The organism is Parcubacteria group bacterium CG10_big_fil_rev_8_21_14_0_10_36_14 (assembly GCA_002772895.1).
Lineage (GTDB): Bacteria > Patescibacteriota > Patescibacteriia.
Genome location: PFCS01000035.1, coordinates 1 through 23,840, shown reverse-complemented (window position 1 = coordinate 23,840; position 23,840 = coordinate 1). Strand labels below are relative to the sequence as shown.

Below are 23,840 nucleotides of genomic sequence, written 5' to 3'. Positions count from 1 at the left end.
CTTTGGAATTCATTGATAATTGACCATTGACCGTTGATTATTTCATTTATATTTCTATCTTATGTAATGCACCGGTTATGGTGTCGGTAAAGTATATATAATTTTCGTTTACATCAACAGAGATTTGATTGACGCTGTAGTCAGTATCTGGTTCAGCGATAAAAGTTTTATTTCCGGTTCTAAAATCAACCAGATAAAAAACGTCATCGCTTGTCGCTCCTAACCGTCTATCAAAGCCAGCGCCGTCATCAAGCGATTTTGGCACTGCGCAATAAGCTCGGTATCCAGAGATAACCGCGCATTTATCTATCCAGGTATTTAAGCCAATTTTAACAGCATTTGCGCCTATATTTTCACCAGAAGCATCTACTGCCCAAAGGGTTGGTTTATAGCCGTCGTTTGGAGATGTGACGCTATAAAACACCCTATCTCCTTCATCTGCCCATTTAGCACTAAAATCAAATCCTGGAACTTTTAATGATTTTAGATTTTCTTTATTTTTTCCTAAAAGATAAATTTCTTGCGTTCCAAATTCGGTGGTGGCATCTCCTGTTGCGGAAAACCCTACTACTTGATCGTTTGGTGACCAGGCAATCTGTACTTTGTCTGCATTTTCACCTAGAGCGTAAATTGCTTCTGCGTTTGCTCCGTTTGTATCCGAAACCACGAGCCATCTACTAGATGGATCAGTACCGATGCTTTTAGCAATTATCTTGTTGTTATTTGGGGCAAATTCAAAGTCTTCCCAATGTTTTGGCAGAGTCGTTTGGCTGTCGGTTGCAAAATCATAAATAATATTTGAGCCGTCAGGATATTCTAGGACAGCTTTATTTTTATCATTAGACCATGTTGCATTTTGTACCTGATAGAATGTTTTACTTGAAAGAGGAGTTAATGATCCGTTTGTATCAACTTTATAAAAAAGTCCGCTTATTGAATCATAATATTGCATAGCATTGCCATCAGAAGACAGCGTTGTATTTTGTGCGGGAGTTATTGTGAGGCTACTGGATAGCACGGTTTGAGATTGGGGTAATCCCGTAGTAGCCCCCGTGCCCTCTGTTACCGTTTCTTCCCCTGGTTTTTGTTCCGCAATTCCGGAAAGCGGTAATCCGCCTGTAGTAAGTCCAGTTCCTGTTTTTTCTGGGACACTCGTTACGGGTTCGGAGGGAGCAGTAGCGAAAAAAGTGAGATAAATGCCAAAGCCAAGCCCAATAGCTAAAATAACGAGGCCAATGCCAATAAGAATTTTTCTAAAACTAAGATCAAAGGGTAGTGTCATATAAATTTTTATTGTGTTATTAAGCTAATTGGGTCTTGAGCTAATAATATCATGGCGCCAATTATGGCAACGCCGATAAGAAGCCCAATAATAATATAGGTTGAACAGCTCCCTGCCAGTATCCATAAAATAATTTTTGTAAAAACAGAGCTATTTTTTGCTTTTTTTGTTCCGCCAAATATTATCTGCCACATATTGATATTATAGCATTTTTTTATTGAATCCGGAATATAAAATACTATTTTTCAATTATTTCTGTGAGTTCTGCCAGTTTTTTTTCAAGTAAGTCTTTATTGTTTGCCTCAATATTTAAGCGCAGGAGCGGTTCTGTATTTGAAGCGCGTACATTAAACCACCACCAAAGTCCGCCATCTTCCTCAAATTCTAATCGTATTCCGTCAATGTTACTGTAGTTTTTTGTTTTTTTACCGTACTTATTTTTTATTTCTGTTATTTTTTTATTTTTATTTTTTACTTCAAAGTTTATTTCACCCGACTGCATATATTTTTTAAATGGCGCTATTATTTTACTAAGAGGTTTGTTATTTTCACTTACGATAATTAAAAGATATAAAAGCATAAGATCAGAACACTCAACACCATAAAAATCTTTAAAATAAAAATGACTAGAAAGCTCTGCTGCGCCGGCTCCATTGGAAGCACTGAGTTGTTTTTTTATAAAAGCATGTCCCACGCGAGTCATTAATGGTTTTCCGCCCAAACGTTTTATTTCTTCAGGCAAAATTTTTGAACAACGTAGATCGTACAATATTGCACTTTCAGGATATTTTGATAAAAGCTTCGGTAAAATAGCGCAGAAGATGAAATCAGATCTTATAAATTCTCCATTTTCATCAAGAAAACCAATTCTATCGGCATCTCCGTCATAAGCAACGCCAAAATGCGCGTCAGATTGCTCAATAGATTTTTTCAAGGTTTTTAAAGTTTCTTCTTTTACGGGGTTTGCTTCGTGATTCGGAAAAGACATATCAATATCAAAAAATAAGTTTTCTACATTAAGCTGAGGAAGTTGTTTCAAAAGACGGGGGAGAATGATGCCTGCCATCCCGTTTCCAGCATCAACCGATATTTTCATTGATTTTATTTCTGATATCCTAACAAGTGAGAGAATTTTTTTTATATATTTTTCTTTTATGTCAATTTTTGTGATTTCTCCCGGAGTGTTATTTTTTGATTTTTTTATTTCTATATTTTCTATTGCCAGTTTTTTTATTTCTTCCATTCCGCTTCCTTCGCCAATCGGAGTTGCATCACCCCAAACCATTTTGAAGCCATTATATTTGCCTGGATTATGTGATGCTGTTATCATTATGCCGGCGTCTACTTTAGAGTCCACAACAGCAAAATAAAACATCGGTGTCGTTAGTTGATTGGCAAAAATAATATTAGCGCCACTTTCTTGTATGGCTGATAAGATAGCTTTTCTAAGAGCCGGAGTAGAAACCCTGGCATCTTCTCCAACGAGAACAGTTTTTGCGCGCGTATATTTTATAAAAGCCCTGCCTATATTCTTGGCTGATTCTTCGTTTAACTCGTCAGGATAGACACCTCTTATGTCGTAAGCTTTAAAAATATTTTCATCCAGCATATTATTGACTTTTAATATTAAGTGCTCTATTATAATATTGTAGCTAATAAGTAAATTAAACTCAAATATGTATATATTATATATCATTTTAGGTGTCATAGCTGTTGTGGCAGTTTGGCTCATAGCGCTTTACAATGGTCTTATAACTTTAAAAAATCGCATGGACGAAGCGTGGTCTGATATCAATATTCAATTAAAACGTAGATACGACCTAATTCCTAATTTAGTCCAAATTGTAAAAGCCTATGCGAAACATGAGTCTTCTGTATTCGTAAAAGTGACTGAAGCAAGAACTGCTGCAATGAGCGCAAAAACAATGGATGAACACGAAAAAGCGGAAAATGCTTTAACGGGTACACTAAAAACACTGTTTGCTGTCGCAGAAAATTATCCGGATTTAAAAGCTTCGCAAAATTTTTTACAACTTCAGGATGAACTCTCGGATACGGAAAACAAGATTCAGGCAGCGCGCAGATTTTTTAATAGTAATGCGCGTGATTTCAATATAAAGATTCAAAAGTTTCCGAATAATGTTCTTGCTGGAACACTTGGTTTTAAAAAGAGAGATTTTTTTGAACTAGACAGCGAAAAAGAAAAAGAAGTGCCTCAAATAAAATTTGAATAGGAATATGTATAGTCAGATTGACGCAAATAAAAGAAAATCAGTAATTTTGATAATGGTATTTATTACCATTATCTTGGTATTGGGCTGGTTCATGGCAGAAGGGCTTAGATATGGATATGAAATGTTGGTTTTTGCGGCTGTTTTCGCAGTTTTAATGTCTTTGGGCGGATATTATGCCGGCGATAAGGTAGCGTTATCTTCATCGGGCGCAAAAGGTCCGATAAAAAAATCCGACAATCAATATGTTTATCGAATGGTAGAGAATTTATGTATAGCATCAGGAGTACAAATGCCAAAAATTTATATAATAAACGATTCTGCGCCCAATGCTTTTGCTTGTGGCAGAGATCCTGAGCACGCTTCAATTGCGCTTACGACAGGGATTATTGAACGGCTAGAAAACGAAGAACTCGAAGGCGTAATTGCTCACGAACTTTCACATATAAAAAATTTTGATATTCGATTGATGACGATTGTCGTGGTTTTGGTTGGAATAATTTCTATTCTTGTAAATTGGTTTTATCGAATCAGTTTTTTTGGGAGAAATCGTGATGACCGCGCAGGAGGAGTATTGGCTATTATTGGTATTATTGCCATAATACTTTCGCCGATTATAGCAGAACTTATAAAATTAGCAATTTCCCGCAAGCGCGAATTTTTGGCCGATGCTTCGGGCGCGCTTTTAACTCGTTATCCCGAGGGGTTGGCAAGCGCGCTTTTAAAAATTAGCGCGTATAGTGCGCCAATGAAAAGCGCAAACTCCGGAACAGCGCATCTATTTATTGCAAATCCTTTTGGAAAGAAAAATATTTCAAAATTATTTTCAACTCATCCTCCGATTGAAGAAAGGGTAAAAGCACTGCGGGGGATGGCGTAAGTTAATTTATTATGATTGGTATTTTTGATTCCGGCGTCGGAGGGCTTACGGTCGTTCGAGAGCTTCAAAAAGAATTGCCAGAATATGACTTAATATATTTTGGAGATACAGCCCGTACGCCATATGGAAATAAAAGCAAAGAAACAATTATAAAATACGCATTGGAAGATGCGGATTTTCTTATTGCCCGTGGCGCGCATGTTTTGGTGGTTGCTTGCAACACCGTTTCTGCATTAGGGATTGATGCTTTGCGGAAGAGATATCCGGACATCCCTATTTTTGAAGTTATAACTCCGGCAGTAAAAAAAGCTATAGAATTATCAAATAATAAACGTATAGGAATAATTGGCACTCGGGCAACAATTGGTTCAGGTATTTATGAAAAAAAGATAGCTGAAGAAGGAAGGTTTAGCGTAATTTCCAAAGCCTGTCCGCTTTTTGTTCCTTTTATTGAAGAAGGATGGCATAAAAGCGCAGAATTGAAAAGAATAGCTCGGAGATATCTGGATGGCTTAAAGAACGAAAATCCTGATGTACTGATTTTGGGTTGCACGCATTATCCAATTATAAAAGATATCATTCAGGTAAAAATTGGTCGCCGTACCCGTTTGGTTGATTCCGCATTAAGTATTGCCCAAGAAATAAAAAAGTTATTATTTAGTGATAAGGGGTTAGATAATAAGTTGTCTAAAAATAAAGAATTAAAAATTTATTTATCAGATAAGACACCGCATTCTATAAATATAGTAAATAAAATATTAGGTAATAATGTTAATATCTATGAAGATAGTGATAATTTCTAGTTTATTTCCGCCAAATTCTTATGGTGGAGCAGAGCAAATTGCTTGTGCAGAGGCAGAAAAATTGGCGCGTGAAGGCAATAAAGTTATTGTGCTTACATTAAAATTTGATAAAGGATACGCTTGTTCTACTAGTGATGCAAAAAATCTACAAATTATTGAAGTATCCCATAAAAATATTTTTAATTATTATAATATTGGAAAAAAATCAATTTGTCTTCGTTTTATTTGGCACATTATTGATACTTTTAATTTTCGTCTGGCAAACGATATTGCAGAAATTCTGAAGCGCGAGAGCCCGGATATTGTAACTTGTCATAATATAAAAGGGCTATCATTGTTAACTCCTTTAAAAATTAAAAAATTAAAAATTAAAAATTACGCAGTTGTTCACGATGTTTCGTTTTATACGCCAAGCGGATTAATAGAGTGGGGGAAAGAAAAGTCATGGGAGCATATGGGGGTACTGACCCGTATTTATAGATTTTTTACCCGTAGGCTTATGAGTTATCCGGAAAAAATATTTTTTCCATCCAGATGGCTTCTGGATTTTTATTATAAAAATGGATTCTTTATAAATCAAGAAAAACTATATAAGCCAAATGAACTTGGTTTCGTTTGTGAAAATAAATCGGTTGATAGTGGGGGAAAAGTTGCGAATAATTTTTTATATGTTGGCAAGATAGAACACCATAAGGGGATTTTGCTTCTGCTTGATGCTTTCGAAAGATTAAAACCTACGAACGTAACACTTGATATTATTGGTAACGGTGTCTTGATGTCGGAAGTAAAGAAACATGCGCAAACTAATCCGAATATAAAAATTCACGGACAAATATCACGAGAAAAATTGCCGGAATTTTATAGAAACGCAAAAGCCGTTATTGTGCCTTCAGTTGTTTATGAAAACGCCCCAAATGTGGTTTATGAGGCTCTTTCCTGCGGAGTGCCGGTTATAGTTGCTCGTATTGGTGGCGCTTGTGAGCCAATTATAGAAGGAAAAAATGGTTACATATTTAATCCTGGCGACGTAGACGATCTGGTAGAAAAAATGAAAAAATATTTATAAAAACTGCAGATAATGCAGTTTTTATAAAACGTTATATAGCTTTTTTTATCAAAACTATTTTAGTATTACAATATTTTCATCACTATAAAGTATCTCCATGTCTTTTTTTAAGCCTTCTATTATTTTATTTGCGTTTTCCCAATAGCTCGGTAGGGCTACATAAGCTCGTTCTGTGCCTGTCAGCATCCGTGCATTTTCTATAGCACGGTATCCGACATCATTATAAACAAGATTTAGAAATTCGTTATATAAAGGTCCGCCTGTTGGGATAGGGTAATAAAAAATTTCACCCAAAGGAGTTTTGTAATATTTTTTAAAGCCATTTATTTTTAATGCGGTTGCGCTTACGGTTTGGTCGGTCAACACTACATAGTCATTATCACCTGCATCTTTTTTAATTCTATTTACCGAATCTATCATCCAAAGAGTTACATTTTTTCCTTTATCATTTTGGTAGTCATCATATCGGGGATAAGTAAGATAAAAGTTAGCAGTAAGCAAAATTGCAAAAAGACAAGCAAAAAATATTTTATATTCTGTTCGTCCTCGTTCTATACATGAATATATTTTTTGTATAGCTAAAATAAAATATGGAGCTATAAATAAAATTGAGATATAAAAAATTCTTTCAGGATAATTTTGTTGCTCATAGTCAATGAGATAAGAAAAATCAATGAAGACCCTTGTTATAAAAAAACTAATCGTTGAAATAAAAAAAAGATATAACGGAAATTGGCTGATTTCTTTTTTATATTTTCTTGCTGTCCAAATCGATAATATAATTATAGATGGTAAAAACAAATATTGTGCTAAATAAAAAATATCAAGCCAAAAGTTATAGTTTTGCTTAAAGCCACCAAAAGTTAGCAAGCTCCAATAATGTAAAAAAGATTCTATAAATTCAAAATGCAAGTTAAGTGTCCCGCTAGATTTTATCGAAAGGAGCATAAACGCTACGGGTATTGCAAAAACTCCAAGAATTGCTATTGTTTTTTTTCGTTTCCATTTTAAAAGCGCGGTATAAATAAACGCAGCGATACCGGTTATGGGATGTATTAAGAATATTACGAGCGAAAGAAAATATTTTTTATACTGGCTCAGCGAAAGAAAGATAAAAAATATGAGAAGAAGATTTGCGAATCCCTGAGGAGTAGTAACAATAAAATATGATAATGGCAAAAGTAGTAGTCCTAAAATCGCAATAGGACTTTTAATTTTTAATGAATTTTTCGAGAGGCTATAAATGGCCATAGCTAAAATACCCGAAGATATAGGTAGCAAAAATTTATTCAGAAATTCTATTCCGATTCCCAGCGTTTTATTTAAAAATATATTAATACCATAAAGACCGATATATTGAAGCGGTTTTGGTGTTATCGTGCCAAAATCCAAAATATATTTTTGCGTCGCTTCATGAACAAACTGATCAAATCCATATCCAAATTTATATATAAAGGCGGCAACAGAGAAGAATATAAAAAAATAGATTATCAAAGCCAAGGCAGAACTTTTTTTGTGAAGTGAAAAAATAAGTATCAGCGTTGCTAAGAAAAATAAAGGTAAATAAAAACTCGATAATATTTGCCAAGGAGTTTTTATAATATCCGCTGAAGCAGCGGATACTGCAAAATAAATTAATAATCCCGCTAATGCAAAATATAGTGCCGACAAAAAATCTTTTTTTGAAAATTTAATTTTAGGAAAACTTAGTTTATAATTTTTTGTTTTTAAAAAAATAATAAATAAGGTTATAATCATTGCCAATTTACCAAGAGAAGAGAAATAAAAAAAGAGAGAAGCGATTAGTGCAATAAGCGCAAAGATAAATAATATTCCGATAGCCCATTCTGAGCTATCGGTTGAATTGTTTATTTTTGATTTATAAGCTATCCCCGCTAAAATAATAGATAGGCTTCCTATTATTATATGCAAAAAAAGCGGTAAAATAGGCAAAAACAAGTTAAAGATTAGAACTATTGCTAAAATTAGATAAATTTTGTTATAATTATACATATAAATATGATACACATAAAAAAAGACATAAAATTGCTAAATTCACGTGAAAAGCCTTATCCGCATGATTATGTAGTGTGCCGGTTATTTTTATGGATTTTTCCGCAATCTGTTAAGCCCAATCATATCACGATTTTTCGAATGCTCGCAACCCCATTTGTTTTTTTATTTGTCATTAGGGAGGATTGGTTAATCGCTGCGCCTGTATTCTTAATAATTGCTTTTACAGATGTCTTAGATGGAACGATGGCTAGAATGCGTAAACAAGTTACAGCCTGGGGTACGCTTTTTGACCCTGTCGCTGATAAATTTTTAATCGGGGGAGTTTTATTTATTTTAATATTAGAATATGTAAATATTTTGATAGGGATGGCTATTATTTCTTTAGAACTCCTTGTAATTATTGGCGGATGGCTTAAAAAACATCATGGAACAATAATCAGCGCGAGCCGTTGGGGAAAAACAAAAATGGTTTTACAAGTATTGGGAATTGGTATGATACTACTTTCGCTTTTATTAAATAATAGCGATACTATGCTCATTGCCGAATGGACACTAATTTTATCAATTGGTTTTGCGCTTTTAAATATTTTTAATAAGGGCTTGTCATTGTAGTACATGACCCATAACGAAAGATACGAGACTTGAAATATTCAATATGAAAGAAAAAATTTTAGTAGGAGGGTTAGCAATCCTTTTTTTTATTATTTATTGTTGGTATGGCATAGTATCACCGCCAATTTTTAATTCTCCGGATGAAACGGCGTATAATTTTTTTATAACTCGTTATATTGCAAATGGTGATTTTTTTACGCTAGCGCCTTTAAATAATTTTTTAGAAAATACAATGCACCCGCGGAGCATATCTTTTAATGGTTACTCTTTGGTTCCGCAGGGTTTTATCGGGCTCCCTCTTATTTATGGATTTTTTGGAAAAATATTTTCCGTTGGAGCTTTTCAGTATTTTACTCCGCTTCTGGCAATCTTAGGAGCGCTGGCTTTTTATGGAATTATAAAGAATGTGTTTGATAAAAAAAATGCGTTTTTTTCTTTTATTATTTTTTTAACACTTCCGCCATTATGGTATTATGCGTCACGTTATTTGTATGCTAATGTTCCTTTTATTTCTTTTTTATTAATATCGTTATGGATAGGGCAACATGGACTTATAAAAAAAGGGCGGATAAGATATCTATTGCTTTTTGCGATTACCTTTGGGTTTATGCTTGCCGTAAGACCGGTTGAAGCAATATGGACACTCCCGATATATTTTTTAATATTATATTTTTACAGGAAAGACGTTTCTTTTATAAAGGTTTTATATGCTTTTATTTTGATAGGGTTTTTGTCTTTGCCATTTTTGGTGCAAAATGGCGCGCTTTACGGAAATTTTTTTGGAAGCGGTTATACTTTAGAAAAAAATGCTTTAAATAATGGAACAATTATTCCTTCGCTTGATATTTTTAAAAAACTTTTTATTTTTGGTTTTGATTTTTATACAATTATAAAAAACATAATTAATATTTTATTTAAGTATCTTTGGTGGTATAGCGTGCCGGTCTTTTTTGGATTTTTTGTTTGGCTTTTTGGAAAAAAAGACGGAAATCAAAAAAGATATTTTATGATTTCCGCTATATTTTCTCTTTGGCTTTTAATTTTTTACGGAAGCGGAAAGTTTATAGATAACCCTGCCGGACGGCTTACGTTAGGTGATTCGCATTTTAGGTATTGGTTGCCGATTTTTATTGTTTATTTGCCATTGGTTTATATTTTTTGGAGCGCTATACTAAAACGCTTTAAAAAAGCATTACCACTAATTTTGCTTTTTATGGTAGGGCTTTCTTTTTATAACGTATATTTTGAGGTGGATGACGGACTTCGCGCTGTCCTAAAAAATTTAAATAAAAATTATGAAATAAAAAAAGAAGTAGAAAAAATAGTTTTACCAAAGGACATCATAATTACAGGTCGACAAGATAAAATATTTTTTCCGGAAAGTAATATATTATATACGGAAAATATAAAAGATATGAAGCTTCTTCAGGGGATTAGTATGATGCACACTAAAGAATTTTATTATTACACTATTGGTATTAATAATGAAGAATTAATGATACTAAATAATTATTTAGAAATATATGGATTTCGTTTGGAAAGGGTTAATATATTCGGGAAAGAGGTGCTGTATAAATTGATAAAAACAAATAAATACATCGTTTAATTATGAAATTTAAATTTCTTTATTTATTTTATTTTATTCCTATTATAATTTTTGGCTGGCTATGCTATAAAAATATTAGTTCCGTTTTGGAGTTGGAGTATAAATTTAATAAAAATCAGCCGATATTATCTCAGTTAGTACCTGTTTCAAGGGTTTCTGAAAATAAAGACAGCGCCACCATTAATAGCGAGCCGGTTTATTTTGATATTAAATTGCCGAGAAAATATGATAAAGCAGAAGTAGAAATTAATTATCAAAATTTAGCAAACGATATTTTTGAAATAGGCGTTGCTCAGGATGAAACACGGAAAAGTTTTAATTTTATAACTTTAGAGAATAAGATTTTTGATAATTTTTCCTGGGAAAAAATAGAAGAGAATGGCTTGGTTCTGTATCAGCGAAAAAATAGATATAAAAGTATTAACGAGTTCTTAATTAATCCGCCTGCTTTTGAAGAAACGTTAGCTTATCACGCTGAAGCATCACCTATAAAAGCCGAATTTTTAGCGAAGGGAAAATCAATTATTGATTTTCCGATTAAAAATTTTATAAAAATAATTACTTATTCCGATAATCCGGAAATTATTGTTGATGCGGTCGGAGAATACAAGGTTAATAAAATTTTAATTAATAAAAATTTATTTAAGATTGAGTTGGTGGGAGATGAAAGTACGATTTTTAATCGTATAGAAATAAATTCGTTATATGTTGCTATTTTGGATAAAATAAATTTTGGCAAATTACAAAAAACACAAGATATCTATTTGGCGGGTTCGCGTTTTCTGACAAAAGTAGAAAAATCTTATGGTTTGCAGGAGATTATCATAAAAGGTCTTACCCGACCGGTAAAAGAATCAAAAATAAATATAAATGAACTTTTTATGCCCTATACTCAAGTTTTTGCCAATAGGGATATAAAAAAAATTAGTGTTTCAAAAGGCGATATTGAGATTGAGGGATCAATATTTTTCCTAAATTCAAAATATCTTTTTTATCCGCGATATGAAGTATTTTACGGAGATGCGGATTTATCGGAGGTAAATTATATTCTAGCAAGATACGTGACACCGAAAGAAGAATATGAGGTAAAAACAAATACTGCGGTTTTTGATATAAAAGAAATTCCTACACCATATAGAAAATTAAGATTTTTATTTTCTTTACCTGACTCCACATCTGGCGACATTGTCCAGATAAACAGTATAAATATAAGATTAATCGGAGAAAAATTTAGCATCAAAAAGATTTTTGAAAAAATTTACTATACACTAATCACCAATCACTAATTACTATGTTAAAACATCTATTTTATTCATTATTAATAACTTTTTTATTATTAGCGATAGCTGAATTTATTCGCCCTGGTTTTGCAACCAATTTTTTAAATATAAATTGGTTATTTTTAGCTCTTATTGTTAGCGGGATATTAGCGTTGACAAAGAGTAAAAAAAATAATAAACTAAAAGTATGATAAACGGAGTAAAAATAAAAAAATTAAAAGTTCGCCAGGACATTCCCGATACTGACGAGCCAGTAGAAAAGCCTGGGTTTTTAATGGAAGTTTTGCGGGATGACGATGGTTTGCTTCAGCGTTTTGGACAGACAACTTTTACAGTGGCATACCCTGGAACCATAAAGGCATTTCATTGGCACAAAAAGCAAGACGATTTATGGTTTTTTGCTCGCGGAAAAGCAATCATAGTACTTTATGATTTACGCGATGGTTCTGCGACAAAGGGTGAAACGCAAACAATTGAAGCAAACGCTGATGAACCGCAATTGATTTTAATTCCCATGGGTGTTGCGCATGGATATAAAGCGCTTGGTAATGAGCCGGTTCATCTTTTTTATCATACAACAGAAAGTTATAACCCCGTTGAACCGGATGAGGAGCGAATTGTATACAACGACTCAGAAATAAATTTTAATTGGGAAGAGTATAGTTAGTAACAAGAAAATTTTTATGGAATGTATCTTTTGTAAAATTACGAGTGGCGAGTTGCCCGCGGAAAAAATTTATGAAACTGATAGAATATTGGCATTTTTAGATATTAGGCCGACAAATCCCGGTCATGTTTTAGTTATCCCAAAAGAACATCATAAAAACCTTATTGATACTCCAGATAAACTACTTTGTGAAATTATTTTAGCTATTAAAAAAATAGCCCCAGCTACAGTAAAAGCGACAAACGCCGGTGGATATAATTTAGTAGTAAATAGCGAGAGCGTAGCAGGACAAATAATATTTCATACTCATTTTCATATTATCCCAAGACTTATTGGTGATGGACATGAAATTTGGCATGGCAAACCATATAGCGAAGGAGAAATAGAAAATATAGCTAGAAAAATTAAAGAAAATCTATGAAGCTATTTATCACTGGAGGGGCCGGATTTATCGGATCAAATTTTATAAGATACATTTTAAAAAAATATCCTGAATACAAGATTATCAATTTTGATAAACTGACTTATGCCGGAAATTTGGAAAATTTGCGCGATATAGAAAATAATCCGAATTATAGATTTATAAAAGGAGACATTTGTGACAAAGAAGCAGTAAGGGGTGCATTACAGGATGTTGATATAATCATAAATTTTGCAGCAGAAACTCATGTTGACCGTTCAATAATAAATGACGATGATTTTTTAAAAACAGATATTTTTGGAGTAAAAGTTTTATTAGAAGCAGTTAAGGATTTGGGAATTAAAAAAATGATACAGATATCCACGGATGAAGTTTATGGAGATTATAAAGATAGGGGATTTGCAAAAGAAGACGCCTCGCTTTTACCATCAAGTCCGTATTCAGCATCAAAAGCAAGTGGCGACTTATTGTGTTTAGCGCATCATAGAACTTATGGTACGCCGATAATTATCACCCGCTCATCAAATAATTATGGTCCGTATCAATATCCGGAAAAAATAATTCCTGTTTTCATCACTAATTTATTAGAAGATAAAAAAGTTCCGGTCTATGGGGATGGCGCGCAAATTCGCGATTGGCTGTATGTTGAGGATAATTGTAAGGGGATCGATATTGTTTTACACAAAGGAGTATTGGGAGAAGTCTATAATATTGGTGCAAATCAAAATCCGGAAATAGACAATTTGAGTTTAACAAAAAAAATTATAAATGCTTGCGGAAAAAATGAAACTTTTATTGATTATGTGAAAGATAGACCAGGTCACGACAGACGCTATGCTATTGATACAAAAAAGATAAGCGATTTTGGCTGGAGACCGGAAGTATCATTTGAAGATGGGTTGACAAAAACAGTTGAATGGTATAAAAATAATAAAGATTGGTGGCGAAAGATTACAAGCGGAGAGTATCTGGATTATTATAAAAAACAATATAGCTAGTTCTTTGAAAAAGGAGAAGCGATGAAGGACGCAGGGAACGAACGAATGATTGATTTTGTTTATTTTGATTTGGGACAAGTTATTATTCCAGTATTGAGAGATAGCGTAGCGGTTGCGCTTTCACGGGTATCAGACCTAAGTCTAGGAAGATTGAAGAAAATCATGAGGCATGGTTACACGGATAAATATAGAAGTTTTTGGGATAGCGTTAAAGCATTTGATAGGGGTCAAATTTATCCTTATGAATTTTATGGGCAAGTGAAAAGAAGGCTGAGGCTAACGGTAGGCTTTAAAAAATTCATAAAGATTTGGCAAATGATGCTTGGACTTGATGATAGGTTCGTGAGATTGATAAAGGCTCTCAGAGCCCAAGGCATAAGAACGGGCATAATCTCTGATCTTTGTATTGTGCACCATGACAGATTCTGGCAGATGATGTCGCGCGAGCAGTTTGATATAACTCTATTTTCTTTTGAGTATGGTGTTATGAAATCAGACGGAGATGGCGTGATTTTTGAAAGAGCTATACAGGCGGCTAATTTACCTCCAAGCAGAGTTTTCTTTATTGATGACAGATATGTAAATGTTTTGGCCGCAGTAATGTGTAAGCTAAGGGTTCATTACTATGAAAATGATTTTGAAGTACTTGAAGATCATCTAAGGTCATTAGGCGTAAAAATATAACTCCGGCATTCCGGAGTTTTTTAATTGACATTTTTGTATTTTATGCTTATTATATGATTAATATGAAGATTTTAATTTTAGGCGCAAAAGGAATGTTGGGGCAAGAGCTAAAGTTTGCGTTTTTAGGCGCGGAAATTTTTGCATGGGATTTTGAAGAATTGGATATAACAAACAAGCATCAGGTTGAAAAAAAAATTAGTCAATTATTACCGGATATTGTAATAAATGCGGCGGCATATAATAATGTAGATAAGGCAGAGGAAGAAAAGCAACGAGCGGTATTATTAAACGGATATGCGACAGGATTTATTGCAGGAGCTTGTAAAAAAATAGACGCAATATTTGTCCACTATTCCACTGACTATATTTTTGACGGGGAAAAAAAAGAAGGATATAAAGAAAATGATATCCCAAAACCAATAAGCGTATATGGTGCATCAAAGCTTTTAGGAGAGATAGAAACAGCCAAGAACACAGATAAGTATTATATTATCCGATTATCGCGTCTTTTTGGAAAAATTGGCGCTGGCTTATCGGTTAAAAAGAGTTTTGTTGAAGTAATGCTTGATTTGGCAAAATCAAAAAATGAAATTGAAGTTATTAACGAAGAATTGAGTTCTCCGACTTATGCGCCGGATTTAGCAGAAAGAACAAAGTATATAGTAGAAACTAAACAGCCATTTGGGATATATCACTCAGCGAATAGCGGACGATGCACCTGGTATGGATTTGCTTGCGAGATATTTAAACAAAAGAAAATTGATGTAAAGGCTATTCCTGTTTCTGGAGACAAGTTTCCGCGCCCTGCGAAACGACCAGAATACTCAGTATTGTTAAATACCAAACTTCCAGAAGCGCGTGATTGGAAAGAAGCATTAATTAATTATCTATCCTAAATTAATAAAAATAACTTACCTAATATGAAGGGTGTTATTATCGCTGGCGGAACAGGCTCTCGTCTGATGCCGCTTACCAAAGTAGTGAATAAATCTCTTTTACCGGTTTGGAAATATCCGATTATTTTTTATCCTTTATATATTTTAGCTTCTGCCGGCATAAAAGATATTTTAATAATTTCTGGTACAGGGCACGCCGGACAGTTTTTAGAACTTTTAGGTTCTGGCAAAGAGTTGGGGCTTAATCTTTCTTATACTATTCAGGACAAGCCAGGGGGTATTGCGGAAGCCCTTGGTCTTGCGGAAGATTTTGCCGATAATAAGAAAATAGCTGCGATTTTAGGAGACAACATCTATCAGGATTGCTTTAAAGAAGAAATTAAAAAATTTGAAAAAGAAGGAGATGGCGCCAGAGTTTTCTTGAAGAGAGTGGATGACCCAGAGCGTTTTGGAGTACCGGAAATAGAAGGTGAGAAGATTATAAAAATAGAAGAAAAACCTCTTGCACCAAAAAGTCCGTATGCCGTGACGGGTCTATATTTGTACGATAACCGTGTTTGGGATGTTATAAAAAAACTAAAACCCTCTGACAGAGGAGAGCTTGAGATTACTGATGTCAATAATTTTTATATAGAGGACGGAACGATGCGTTTTTCTATTGTGAACGGATGGTGGGTTGACGCAGGAACATTTCCGTCACTTCTAAAGGCTAATATGCTTGCCGCCAGAGATATAAAAGAGTTAAATTTCCAGTTTGAATAGACCTTTTGAATTTTGCAGTTGGCCAGTAAAATAAATATTAAAATTTTTCGTTATCAGCATATCGTTGATATCGTCAAACTTTATTATTCCTATTGTTTGTCTTTGGTCGCGCTTGTCCATTTCTATAATTTCTAATTTATTTTCAAGGATGAAAATTATATATTCTGAGCCGTTTAACCAGCGGGCTTTTTTTATATTTTCCCCGATTCTCGTTATAAGCGTTTTTTCTCCCCCGTCAAAGTTATGTGTCCATAACTCAAAATTATCATAATAGAGGAGGCTATTACCGGATAAATTAAAATCTTTGGCGTTAGCCATGAGAATCGGAGTTGATAGCTGATTGAGGGGCAGATCAAAAACTTGTAATTTATTGCCCTGATTGAGCAAAAATATTTTTTTATTTATTAGGTCTTTAATAACATAATTTTTTCTTTCTAAGGGTATGGTGATGATATCCGTACTGTCTTTAAGATTTATTTGTTTTAAAGAAAAGCTCTCGGTGATATAAAGATAATTTCCCGAAATATTAAAATCATCAATAGTTTTTATAAGTGGGTATAATAAATTGGAAGTATTAAAAAGTGCATCAATTTTATAAATTCCTTTATCATTTTCCGCATACAATACCATTCCATTTTTTTCATCCCACTTTATTTTTTTAATATTTGTTATTTTTGGTAATTCTATTTTTTCACGATTTATATCAAATAACTGATAATCGGAAAATGTTTTTATAACAAATTTATTGCTATCACCGGACCAAACTGTATCCACAAGAGGTTTAGTTGACAATGCCAGCTTTTCGTATATTTCGGTTTCTGTATTAAAGATAATAATTTGATAGTTGTTGCTTTCTTGTAAATATACATCAGTTATAAAAAATTTCCCATTTGGAGAATAAAAAAGAGTGCTGGTATTTTTATCGATAACATTTATTGGTAAGGATTGTTTAAATAACCGTACGTCTTTTATGAAAGTTGTTATTTCGCTCTCTATGGCAAGCTTTTTTTGCCAATCAAAATATCCTTCCTTAATAATTTTTATCAAATATTCTCCGGGTAAAATATTCTGTATTCTAAATTCTTCTTTATTTTCAAATCTTCTTTCGTTTAAATAAAGAGTCACTCCTTTGGTTTTGGTATTTACTACAAGATTACCTGTTTTTTCAAGTCTATTTTTCTTTATATTGTATCTGTAGCCTCCGGTATAAAGAAGAATTATCGGTATGCTAATTATGAAAAAAACAGCAAAGACAAAGAAGATAATTTTACGATATTTACGTTGCATATAAAATTTTCAATTTTGTTTTTATGATTGACTATTCATAGCCAACTATATATAATAATAGTGAATATGTCAAAGCTTATTATACAAGGGGGTCACAAATTAAAAGGAGAAATAAGAATTTCTGGAATGAAAAATGCCGCTACGCCGATTTTAGCGGCTTGTATTTTGGCAACAGAAAGATGTGTCATTAAAAACATTCCCAACATATCCGACGTTAGGGTAATGCTCCAAATATTAAAAGGGCTTGGTTTTTTGATTTCATATAAAAATCATACAGTAACGGTTTTACCTAAAAAAGTTACACTTAGAGGGCTTGATGTAGGATTGATACAAAAGCTTCGCTCGTCTATTCTAATTTTAGGCCCTCTTTTGTCTCGTATGGGTAGAGTATCTCTTCCTGAACCCGGCGGATGCATAATAGGAAGAAGGCCAATCGACACTCATTTATATGGTTTTCAAAAATTAGGTGCAAAGGTTCTACATAAAAATAAACAGATTTTTTTAAGCGCTCAGAAGTTAAAGGGAGCAGAAATTATTTTGCCTGAGTTTTCTGTTACGGCAACAGAAAATATAATAATGGCTGCTTGTCTTGCGAAGGGCATTACAGTAATAAAATCAGCAGCTATTGAGCCACATGTTATTGATTTAATAGACTTTTTAAATAAGTTAGGCGGAAACATTAAGCAAGATTTAGGACATAAGATTATTGTAAAAGGAGTGAAAAAACTTTTTGGTGGCGAACATACTGTTATACCGGATAGCATAGAAGCTGGAACGTTTATTGTTGCCACTCTCATTACAAAGGGTAAATTAAAATTGAGAGGAGTAGACCACAATCATCTTGATGCGGTCTACGAACTTTTGGAGCGTATTGGTGCCGGATTAACCTTGAGTAAAAATAGCGTAGAAATATTTTTCAAAAAACCTCTTTCTTCTTTTAAGCTTCAAGCCTTGCCATATCCGGGATTTCCGACTGACTTACAGGCGCCTTTCGGTCTTTTAGCGACTCAATGCAATGGGACGAGTTTAATTCACGACCCACTTTATGAAGGAAGGATGAGTTATGTTAACGAGCTTATAAAAATGGGAGCAAACGCAATCATTTGCGATCCACATCGTGTACTTATTACAGGACTGACGGCTCTTAAGGGAATGGAAATAAAAGGTCTTGATTTACGCGCTGGAGCAACTTTGGTTTTGGCGGGACTTTTAGCAAAAGGTATTACAATAGTTGACGGGTCAGAGAATTTAGACAGGGGCTATGAAAAGTTTGACGAACGTTTAAATAAACTCGGAGCAAAAATAAAAAGAGAGTAGTGCCGGCAATATCATTTTATAATAATTATGTTTCAAAAAAGTAAATTTAGAATTGATTATCACGGAAAGAAAAATTTTTTTGTCCGCAATCTCGGAGTTCTTTTAAGTATTGTTATTTTATTGGTTGTTTTTGCCTCTGGTATATACGCCGGAAAATTTTTATTTTTTTATAAAAGCAAACAATTTGAGCTAAAACAATTGGTTAATAAAGATGCGGAACCAAATTTTTTAATTACAGACGAAGTTGATTTTAAAATGTTCTGGGAGGTTTGGGAGAAAATAAAAAAAGATTATGTACATGCGCCGATAGATGAAGTGACTATGTTCTATGGCGCGATGCAAGGAATGGCCGCTTCATTGGGTGATCCATACACATTATTTTTTCCTCCAAAGGTTGCGGAAGAATTTAAGCAGGATTTAGCTGGTGAATTTGAAGGTATTGGCGCGGAGGTGGGTATAAAAGACAATCAACTGATAATCGTTTCACCACTATCTGATTCTCCTGCGGAAAAAGCTGGACTTTTACCCGGAGATAAAGTGTTGGCGATTGATGGAAAAAATACTGAAGGCATTGCACTTGATTATGCCGTAAATCAGATAAGAGGTAAGGGCGGAACAATAGTTAAGCTAACGATTACCAGAAATGGTTTTGCAAGCGCGAAAGAGATAGAAATCACCAGAGGTAAGATAATAATAAAAAGTGTGCAGTGGCGTATGGAAGGAGATTTTGCATATGTAAAAATTTTGCAATTTGGTAATGATACAAAAAAAGATTTTGATGATATGGTTAAAAAAATAATACTAAAAAATCCCAAGGGTATTATTATTGATTTACGTAATAATCCTGGCGGTTATTTGGATGCAGCCGTTACTATGGCTGGAGAATGGGTTCCTGATGAACCGGTGGTTTATGAGCGGAATAACGGTCAGGATACCGGTTTAACTGCTAACGGTAAGGGTCGGTTAAAGGATTCTAAAACAGTTGTACTTATAAATAGGGGTTCAGCCTCAGGCTCAGAAATAGTTGCAGGCGCTCTCAAGGATTACAATAAAGCGATTTTAGTTGGAGAAAAAACATTTGGTAAGGGTTCGGTACAAGATTACACCGAGTATAAGGACGGGTCTGCATTAAAATTAACAATTGCTCTTTGGCTTACACCTAATGGCACATCTATTGATGGTGAGGGGATAGAACCAAATTATGTAGTAGACTATACGGAAGATGATTATAAGAAGAGCGAAGATCCGCAATTAAAAAAAGCAATAGAATTGCTGGAATAAATTAATAAAATCGTAAAATAAAAATCTCCGACTTGTCGGAGATTTTTATTTTACAGGTTCAACATTTACTATTTTTATAGGACGCAAATTTCCGGTGAAAGCCCGTTTTTTTCTAGTTTTGAATTTTACGGTTCCTTCCGCACTTGCAAAAAGGGTATCATCATTTCCGCGCATTACGTTTTCGCCAGGATGAACTCTCGTCCCGCGTTGTCTTATAATAATCGCGCCTTTTTTAGCGAATGCTCCGTCAGACAGTTTTACGCCTAAGCGTTTTGACTGCGAATCGCGTCCTAACGAAGTTGAGCCTCCTGCCTTCTTATGTGCCATGAGTCAGCTTCATCAGCTTATTAGCTTCATTAGCTTATTAAAAGTATAATAAATCTAGAGCTAAAGCTAAGGAAAATTAATGTTAATTATAGATTACCATACTTATATAAAGTTGTCAAGAGACATTACTTATGGTATAAATATAATATTATTCTAAAATAAGCGCTAATATGAAAGAAAAACTTAAGCAAATAATATCTAAAATAAAGCCGTCTATTCAAGCTCACGGAGGAGACATTGAATTTGTTGATTTTGATGAAGAAAAAAAGATAGTTAAGGTTCGTTTGTACGGAGCCTGTGTCCATTGTCCTATGTCAGAGATTACCCTAAAAGCCGGTGTGCTTGAATCAATAAAAGAAAAAATACCCGAAATAAAGGGTATCGAAAATATAGCATAAGAAATCCGTTATAGGCCCGTATTGACTTTAGGGGTTTTGAACGGATTTTTTATTTTAGAAAAATCTAAAAGTATAACCGGAGATTGTTTTTCTTCCAGCCTTTTTAATGTTTCAAGAAACTGGGTTTTATGGACTTTAGTTATTACGAGCTGGGATTTTAAATTAACGATTGCTGTTTCTTCTACAACTACAGCGTAGATATGCCTGTAAATAAATAAAAATAGCCAGGAAAAAAATATTAGCACTAAAACTAGAAAGGTCCAAACAACATAGTTCAGTATTGTTGCTATTCCAAATTTACTTTGTTTTTTAGATGGAAAAATAAACATATCCGTATAAATTAGTTTTTACGTTGCCCGAAGACGCCGCGTTGGTTTTATTATTTTTATTTGATGTAATATTTACGCCGTAGATTATTATATAAAAATCAGACGCTTCCATATCTCTTAAATATTTCAGTGTGTCTATATAGTCACCAGCTAAATTAATCGTTATATTGTACTTTGTTGCCAGGTTTATTTCTTGCTCATCAGTCGGGCGTAAGCTTATTTTTTGTACCAAATTATTGAGAGAAGCGATATTCTCTAAACTGCGTATAAATCCTACCTCTTCGCCACTTTTTATTATCATTTTATCTTCAATATCTGTCAGTTGTTCTTTTATTTCGGATACATCAGCGATAATATTTTTTATGTTTCTTCTGCTTGTATACTTATTTTCCAAAGATACACGTTCAATCTGGATCCTATCATTAAAATTTTTTATATCCGCAATAGTGGGTTGAATAATAAAAAAATAAATAGAAACCCCAAAAAGAGATAAAACTATGGTTGAAATAAATGTTTTTTGTATAAAAGTCATATTGCTAGTTTTGCTGTAATTTTAAAATCCACATCAGTAGATTCTAATAAGCTTTCTATGGGTAAGACTATATCTTTCAACATAGACGATTCTTCGATTTGGCGTTTGAATTCCAAAAGTACGTCACGGGTTTCGGCATTTCCGGTTATTTGTATATCTTTTGTCGGATGAGTGATGTTGATTGCATATAATTCTATACCACTGGGCACCATATTGGTAAGCGGTGATATTTTTGGTGACCAAACGATAAATTGGCTTTGTATTTTTGCAAGAAAGTCAATCCTTTTATTTAGTGAATATACGCTTTGGTTTAATTCGCCATATTCTTTAGTAACCAAACTATTTTGACTTACCGCTTGGTTAAAGCTATTTTGCATTATAAGTTTTGTAATCAGCAAAATCATTCCGGCGACACAGATAGCGATTAGAGCCCATGAAATAAAAAATTGGATAGAAATAAACACCGTTTGATGAACGACTTGTTCTTTTTTTTCCGGGGATAGTAAATTTAATTTTAACATAGCTTATATGCCAGTTAATTTATAATATTTATTCTGTACCACGTATAGCTAGACCAATAGCGGTTGTATATTTTAGTAGCTCTATGTCTTTGGTCTCCAAGTTTTTATCAACTTTTATGTTTATTAAAGGATTGGCGCGTCTAAATTTTACTTTAAGTTTTTCAGATAGTATAACTGCGATTTTTGATGTTAAAGATACACCCCCGCAAATATAAATTTTTTTTGGTTTATATTTTAGATATTTTTCTATATATTGAAGCCCGGTCTTAATTTGCTGAGTTGAAGATGAAATAATATTATTTAATATTATTTGAGTTTTTGGTCCGCATTTTTTTATATCAAAACCACAGCTTAATTTTATTTCTTCCGCTTTTTCAAATGGTATTTTTTGAAGTCTTGATATTTCTTCACTCATTGCATTTCCGGAAAGGGGAATACTCAATGTAAATATAGGATAGTTATTTTGGACTACTATTATAGAAGAATGGCTTGCACCAAGATCCATGAAAACTGCATTTGTTTTCACACTATTACTTACAAGCGCTCTTGTAATTGCAGCGCTTTCTGTTTCCATAGCAACAGGAATTAACCCAGACTGCTCAATTACATTTGTATAAGAATCAATAATATTTTTTGAAGCACCAGCAACAGCCATTACTTCTTTTGACAAAAGTTGCCAGTCAAAATATAAATCATTATTTTCTATTGGAAAATGCTTACTTAATACACCCTCTAAAAATTTATATATATCGCACGCTTGTTTATCTTGTGGCATTTTGATTACTTTATAATACGATTGCGATTCCGGTATTGATAAAACTATGGCTGCTGTTTTTAAAAATCTTCCACGCGCTGTTTTGACACATTTTTTTATAGCCTCAATTACAAGAGTGGGATTTTTTATTTCACCATTTAAGATAGCGTGATGATCAAGGGGGACTTTATTTATAGACGTCAAAACCAGCGATTCCTCGCCCTTGATATTTTTAGCACGTTTAATTTCAGCAATTTTTACGCTTTCTCCCCCTATATCTAAACCAAAAGCTACTGTTTTTGGTTGTAAAAGCATAGTTATATTTATGTTTATTCTATTATTTGCCAAGTTCCTTTTATTTTTGACCAGCCACCTGATGGACCTGAGGAAAAGGATATATCAGTTAGTCCGGTCTCGTAATGCAACTCGACATTATTTGATAGATTGAGTTTATAAGCCGACGCTTGATGGAGACTGACGTTATTTACCAGATTTATTATTCCATGAGGAGCGTATAGTATAGATGCGTCAGAATAATTATATAAAACAATAGCATCGTTTACGGTATCGTTTAATGCAGAGATTAATATTATATAGCTACCATCGCCCGCGCCACTAAATAATATATTGTTTTTTAGTGTTATGGTACCATCGGCAATAATTATTCCGCTTTTATTTTCATAAGAACTCGCAAGTTCTACGTTTATGTTATTATTAAATGTAATATTGCCGGTCACGTAGACTGTCCCTTCAATTGTTAATGTTGCGTTATTAACTAAATTTAGGTCGCCATTTATTTTTATAGGACCTAGCGACGTATCCTCGCCGATTGTCTCATTTCCTTCTATTATACCACCATTTTCAGCATCCGTCTTCCAGTCATCCATAAG

Annotated in this window: 28 protein-coding genes; 17 read left to right on the top strand and 11 right to left on the bottom strand. The window is 33.6% G+C overall.

Annotated features, from left to right (window positions below):
• Positions 1 to 46: 46 nt before the first annotated feature.
• Genes COU51_02525 through manB form a run of 3 tightly spaced genes read right to left on the bottom strand, consistent with a single transcriptional unit; the run spans position 47 to position 3,014 of the window.
• Positions 47 to 1,282: a hypothetical protein gene (locus COU51_02525; GenBank protein PIR66732.1), complete on the bottom strand. Its 1,236-nt coding sequence runs from the start codon at positions 1,280 to 1,282 to the stop codon at positions 47 to 49.
• A gap of 8 nt (positions 1,283 to 1,290) precedes the next feature.
• Positions 1,291 to 1,476 (bottom strand): hypothetical protein, encoded by a 186-nt coding sequence (locus tag COU51_02520; protein PIR66731.1) that lies wholly within the window; start codon positions 1,474 to 1,476, stop codon positions 1,291 to 1,293.
• Positions 1,477 to 1,520: 44 nt separating this feature from the next.
• The gene (gene manB / locus COU51_02515; protein ID PIR66730.1) at positions 1,521 to 3,014 is read right to left on the bottom strand and encodes a phosphomannomutase/phosphoglucomutase; all 1,494 of its coding nucleotides are present in this window, start codon (positions 3,012 to 3,014) and stop codon (positions 1,521 to 1,523) included.
• Between manB and COU51_02510 the strand changes: the two genes are divergently transcribed.
• From COU51_02510 to COU51_02495, 4 genes are read left to right on the top strand one after another with little or no spacing between them, the layout of a single operon-like run.
• Complete coding sequence (locus COU51_02510; GenBank protein PIR66729.1) at positions 2,959 to 3,516, top strand: hypothetical protein; 558 nt, start codon at positions 2,959 to 2,961, stop codon at positions 3,514 to 3,516. The two genes, manB and COU51_02510, sit on opposite strands and share 56 nt — an antisense overlap.
• Before the next feature lie 4 nt (positions 3,517 to 3,520).
• Positions 3,521 to 4,393: a zinc metalloprotease HtpX gene (locus COU51_02505; GenBank protein PIR66728.1), complete on the top strand. Its 873-nt coding sequence runs from the start codon at positions 3,521 to 3,523 to the stop codon at positions 4,391 to 4,393.
• Positions 4,394 to 4,401: 8 nt separating this feature from the next.
• Positions 4,402 to 5,196, top strand: coding sequence for a glutamate racemase (locus COU51_02500; protein ID PIR66727.1), 795 nt, complete (start codon positions 4,402 to 4,404; stop codon positions 5,194 to 5,196).
• Complete coding sequence (locus tag COU51_02495; protein PIR66726.1) at positions 5,162 to 6,262, top strand: hypothetical protein; 1,101 nt, start codon at positions 5,162 to 5,164, stop codon at positions 6,260 to 6,262. Before COU51_02500 ends, COU51_02495 begins: the two co-directional genes overlap by 35 nt.
• A gap of 54 nt (positions 6,263 to 6,316) precedes the next feature.
• Here COU51_02495 and COU51_02490 read toward each other — a convergent pair whose 3' ends face one another.
• The gene (locus COU51_02490; protein PIR66725.1) at positions 6,317 to 8,275 is read right to left on the bottom strand and encodes a hypothetical protein; all 1,959 of its coding nucleotides are present in this window, start codon (positions 8,273 to 8,275) and stop codon (positions 6,317 to 6,319) included.
• 6 nt (positions 8,276 to 8,281) lie between these two features.
• Between COU51_02490 and COU51_02485 the strand changes: the two genes are divergently transcribed.
• Genes COU51_02485 through COU51_02440 form a run of 10 tightly spaced genes read left to right on the top strand, consistent with a single transcriptional unit; the run spans position 8,282 to position 16,204 of the window.
• Positions 8,282 to 8,890, top strand: coding sequence for a hypothetical protein (locus tag COU51_02485; protein ID PIR66724.1), 609 nt, complete (start codon positions 8,282 to 8,284; stop codon positions 8,888 to 8,890).
• A 43-nt stretch (positions 8,891 to 8,933) separates the two neighbouring features.
• A complete protein-coding gene (locus COU51_02480) occupies positions 8,934 to 10,496 on the top strand; it encodes a hypothetical protein (GenBank protein ID PIR66723.1) in 1,563 nt (520 codons plus the stop codon).
• 2 nt (positions 10,497 to 10,498) lie between these two features.
• Positions 10,499 to 11,782, top strand: a complete 1,284-nt coding sequence (locus COU51_02475) for a hypothetical protein (protein PIR66722.1) — start codon at positions 10,499 to 10,501, stop codon at positions 11,780 to 11,782.
• 5 nt (positions 11,783 to 11,787) lie between these two features.
• Positions 11,788 to 11,967, top strand: a complete 180-nt coding sequence (locus COU51_02470; protein PIR66721.1) for a hypothetical protein — start codon at positions 11,788 to 11,790, stop codon at positions 11,965 to 11,967.
• Positions 11,964 to 12,443, top strand: coding sequence for a spore coat protein (locus COU51_02465; protein ID PIR66720.1), 480 nt, complete (start codon positions 11,964 to 11,966; stop codon positions 12,441 to 12,443). The genes COU51_02470 and COU51_02465 overlap by 4 nt, the downstream gene beginning before the upstream one ends.
• A gap of 16 nt (positions 12,444 to 12,459) precedes the next feature.
• On the top strand, positions 12,460 to 12,864 hold the full coding sequence (locus tag COU51_02460) for an HIT family protein (GenBank protein PIR66719.1): 405 nt from the start codon (positions 12,460 to 12,462) through the stop codon (positions 12,862 to 12,864).
• A complete protein-coding gene (rfbB, locus tag COU51_02455; GenBank protein ID PIR66718.1) occupies positions 12,861 to 13,862 on the top strand; it encodes a dTDP-glucose 4,6-dehydratase in 1,002 nt (333 codons plus the stop codon). Before COU51_02460 ends, rfbB begins: the two co-directional genes overlap by 4 nt.
• 21 nt (positions 13,863 to 13,883) lie before the next feature.
• Entirely contained in the window at positions 13,884 to 14,546 is a 663-nt protein-coding gene (locus COU51_02450) for a hypothetical protein (GenBank protein ID PIR66717.1), read from the top strand.
• A 53-nt stretch (positions 14,547 to 14,599) separates the two neighbouring features.
• On the top strand, positions 14,600 to 15,442 hold the full coding sequence (rfbD, locus tag COU51_02445; GenBank protein PIR66716.1) for a dTDP-4-dehydrorhamnose reductase: 843 nt from the start codon (positions 14,600 to 14,602) through the stop codon (positions 15,440 to 15,442).
• A gap of 24 nt (positions 15,443 to 15,466) precedes the next feature.
• Positions 15,467 to 16,204: a spore coat protein gene (locus COU51_02440; GenBank protein PIR66715.1), complete on the top strand. Its 738-nt coding sequence runs from the start codon at positions 15,467 to 15,469 to the stop codon at positions 16,202 to 16,204.
• Here COU51_02440 and COU51_02435 read toward each other — a convergent pair.
• Positions 16,184 to 17,491, bottom strand: coding sequence for a hypothetical protein (locus COU51_02435; protein PIR66714.1), 1,308 nt, complete (start codon positions 17,489 to 17,491; stop codon positions 16,184 to 16,186). The genes COU51_02440 and COU51_02435 overlap by 21 nt on opposite strands.
• Positions 17,492 to 17,557: 66 nt before the next feature.
• Here COU51_02435 and murA point away from each other — a divergent pair, with 66 nt between their 5' ends.
• Both murA and COU51_02425 read left to right on the top strand, forming a co-directional pair.
• Positions 17,558 to 18,808, top strand: a complete 1,251-nt coding sequence (gene murA / locus COU51_02430; GenBank protein ID PIR66713.1) for a UDP-N-acetylglucosamine 1-carboxyvinyltransferase — start codon at positions 17,558 to 17,560, stop codon at positions 18,806 to 18,808.
• A 27-nt stretch (positions 18,809 to 18,835) separates the two neighbouring features.
• The gene (locus COU51_02425) at positions 18,836 to 20,089 is read left to right on the top strand and encodes a hypothetical protein (protein PIR66712.1); all 1,254 of its coding nucleotides are present in this window, start codon (positions 18,836 to 18,838) and stop codon (positions 20,087 to 20,089) included.
• Positions 20,090 to 20,134: 45 nt separating this feature from the next.
• Here the strand turns inward: COU51_02425 and COU51_02420 are convergent, their stop codons facing one another.
• Entirely contained in the window at positions 20,135 to 20,416 is a 282-nt protein-coding gene (locus COU51_02420) for a 50S ribosomal protein L27 (GenBank protein ID PIR66711.1), read from the bottom strand.
• Between the two features lie 170 nt (positions 20,417 to 20,586).
• On the opposite strand from COU51_02420, the gene COU51_02415 reads away from it, so the two are divergent.
• Complete coding sequence (locus COU51_02415) at positions 20,587 to 20,814, top strand: hypothetical protein (protein PIR66710.1); 228 nt, start codon at positions 20,587 to 20,589, stop codon at positions 20,812 to 20,814.
• A gap of 8 nt (positions 20,815 to 20,822) precedes the next feature.
• Here the strand turns inward: COU51_02415 and COU51_02410 are convergent, their stop codons facing one another.
• From COU51_02410 to COU51_02390, 5 genes are all read right to left on the bottom strand, one after another.
• Complete coding sequence (locus COU51_02410) at positions 20,823 to 21,143, bottom strand: hypothetical protein (GenBank protein PIR66709.1); 321 nt, start codon at positions 21,141 to 21,143, stop codon at positions 20,823 to 20,825.
• A complete protein-coding gene (locus tag COU51_02405) occupies positions 21,124 to 21,675 on the bottom strand; it encodes a hypothetical protein (GenBank protein ID PIR66708.1) in 552 nt (183 codons plus the stop codon). Before COU51_02405 ends, COU51_02410 begins: the two co-directional genes overlap by 20 nt.
• Positions 21,672 to 22,196, bottom strand: a complete 525-nt coding sequence (locus COU51_02400) for a hypothetical protein (GenBank protein PIR66707.1) — start codon at positions 22,194 to 22,196, stop codon at positions 21,672 to 21,674. Before COU51_02400 ends, COU51_02405 begins: the two co-directional genes overlap by 4 nt.
• Before the next feature lie 28 nt (positions 22,197 to 22,224).
• The gene (locus tag COU51_02395) at positions 22,225 to 23,298 is read right to left on the bottom strand and encodes a hypothetical protein (GenBank protein PIR66706.1); all 1,074 of its coding nucleotides are present in this window, start codon (positions 23,296 to 23,298) and stop codon (positions 22,225 to 22,227) included.
• Positions 23,280 to 23,840 (bottom strand): hypothetical protein (locus tag COU51_02390; protein PIR66705.1); only part of this gene is annotated, 561 nt, incomplete at its 5' end. The genes COU51_02390 and COU51_02395, both read right to left, overlap by 19 nt.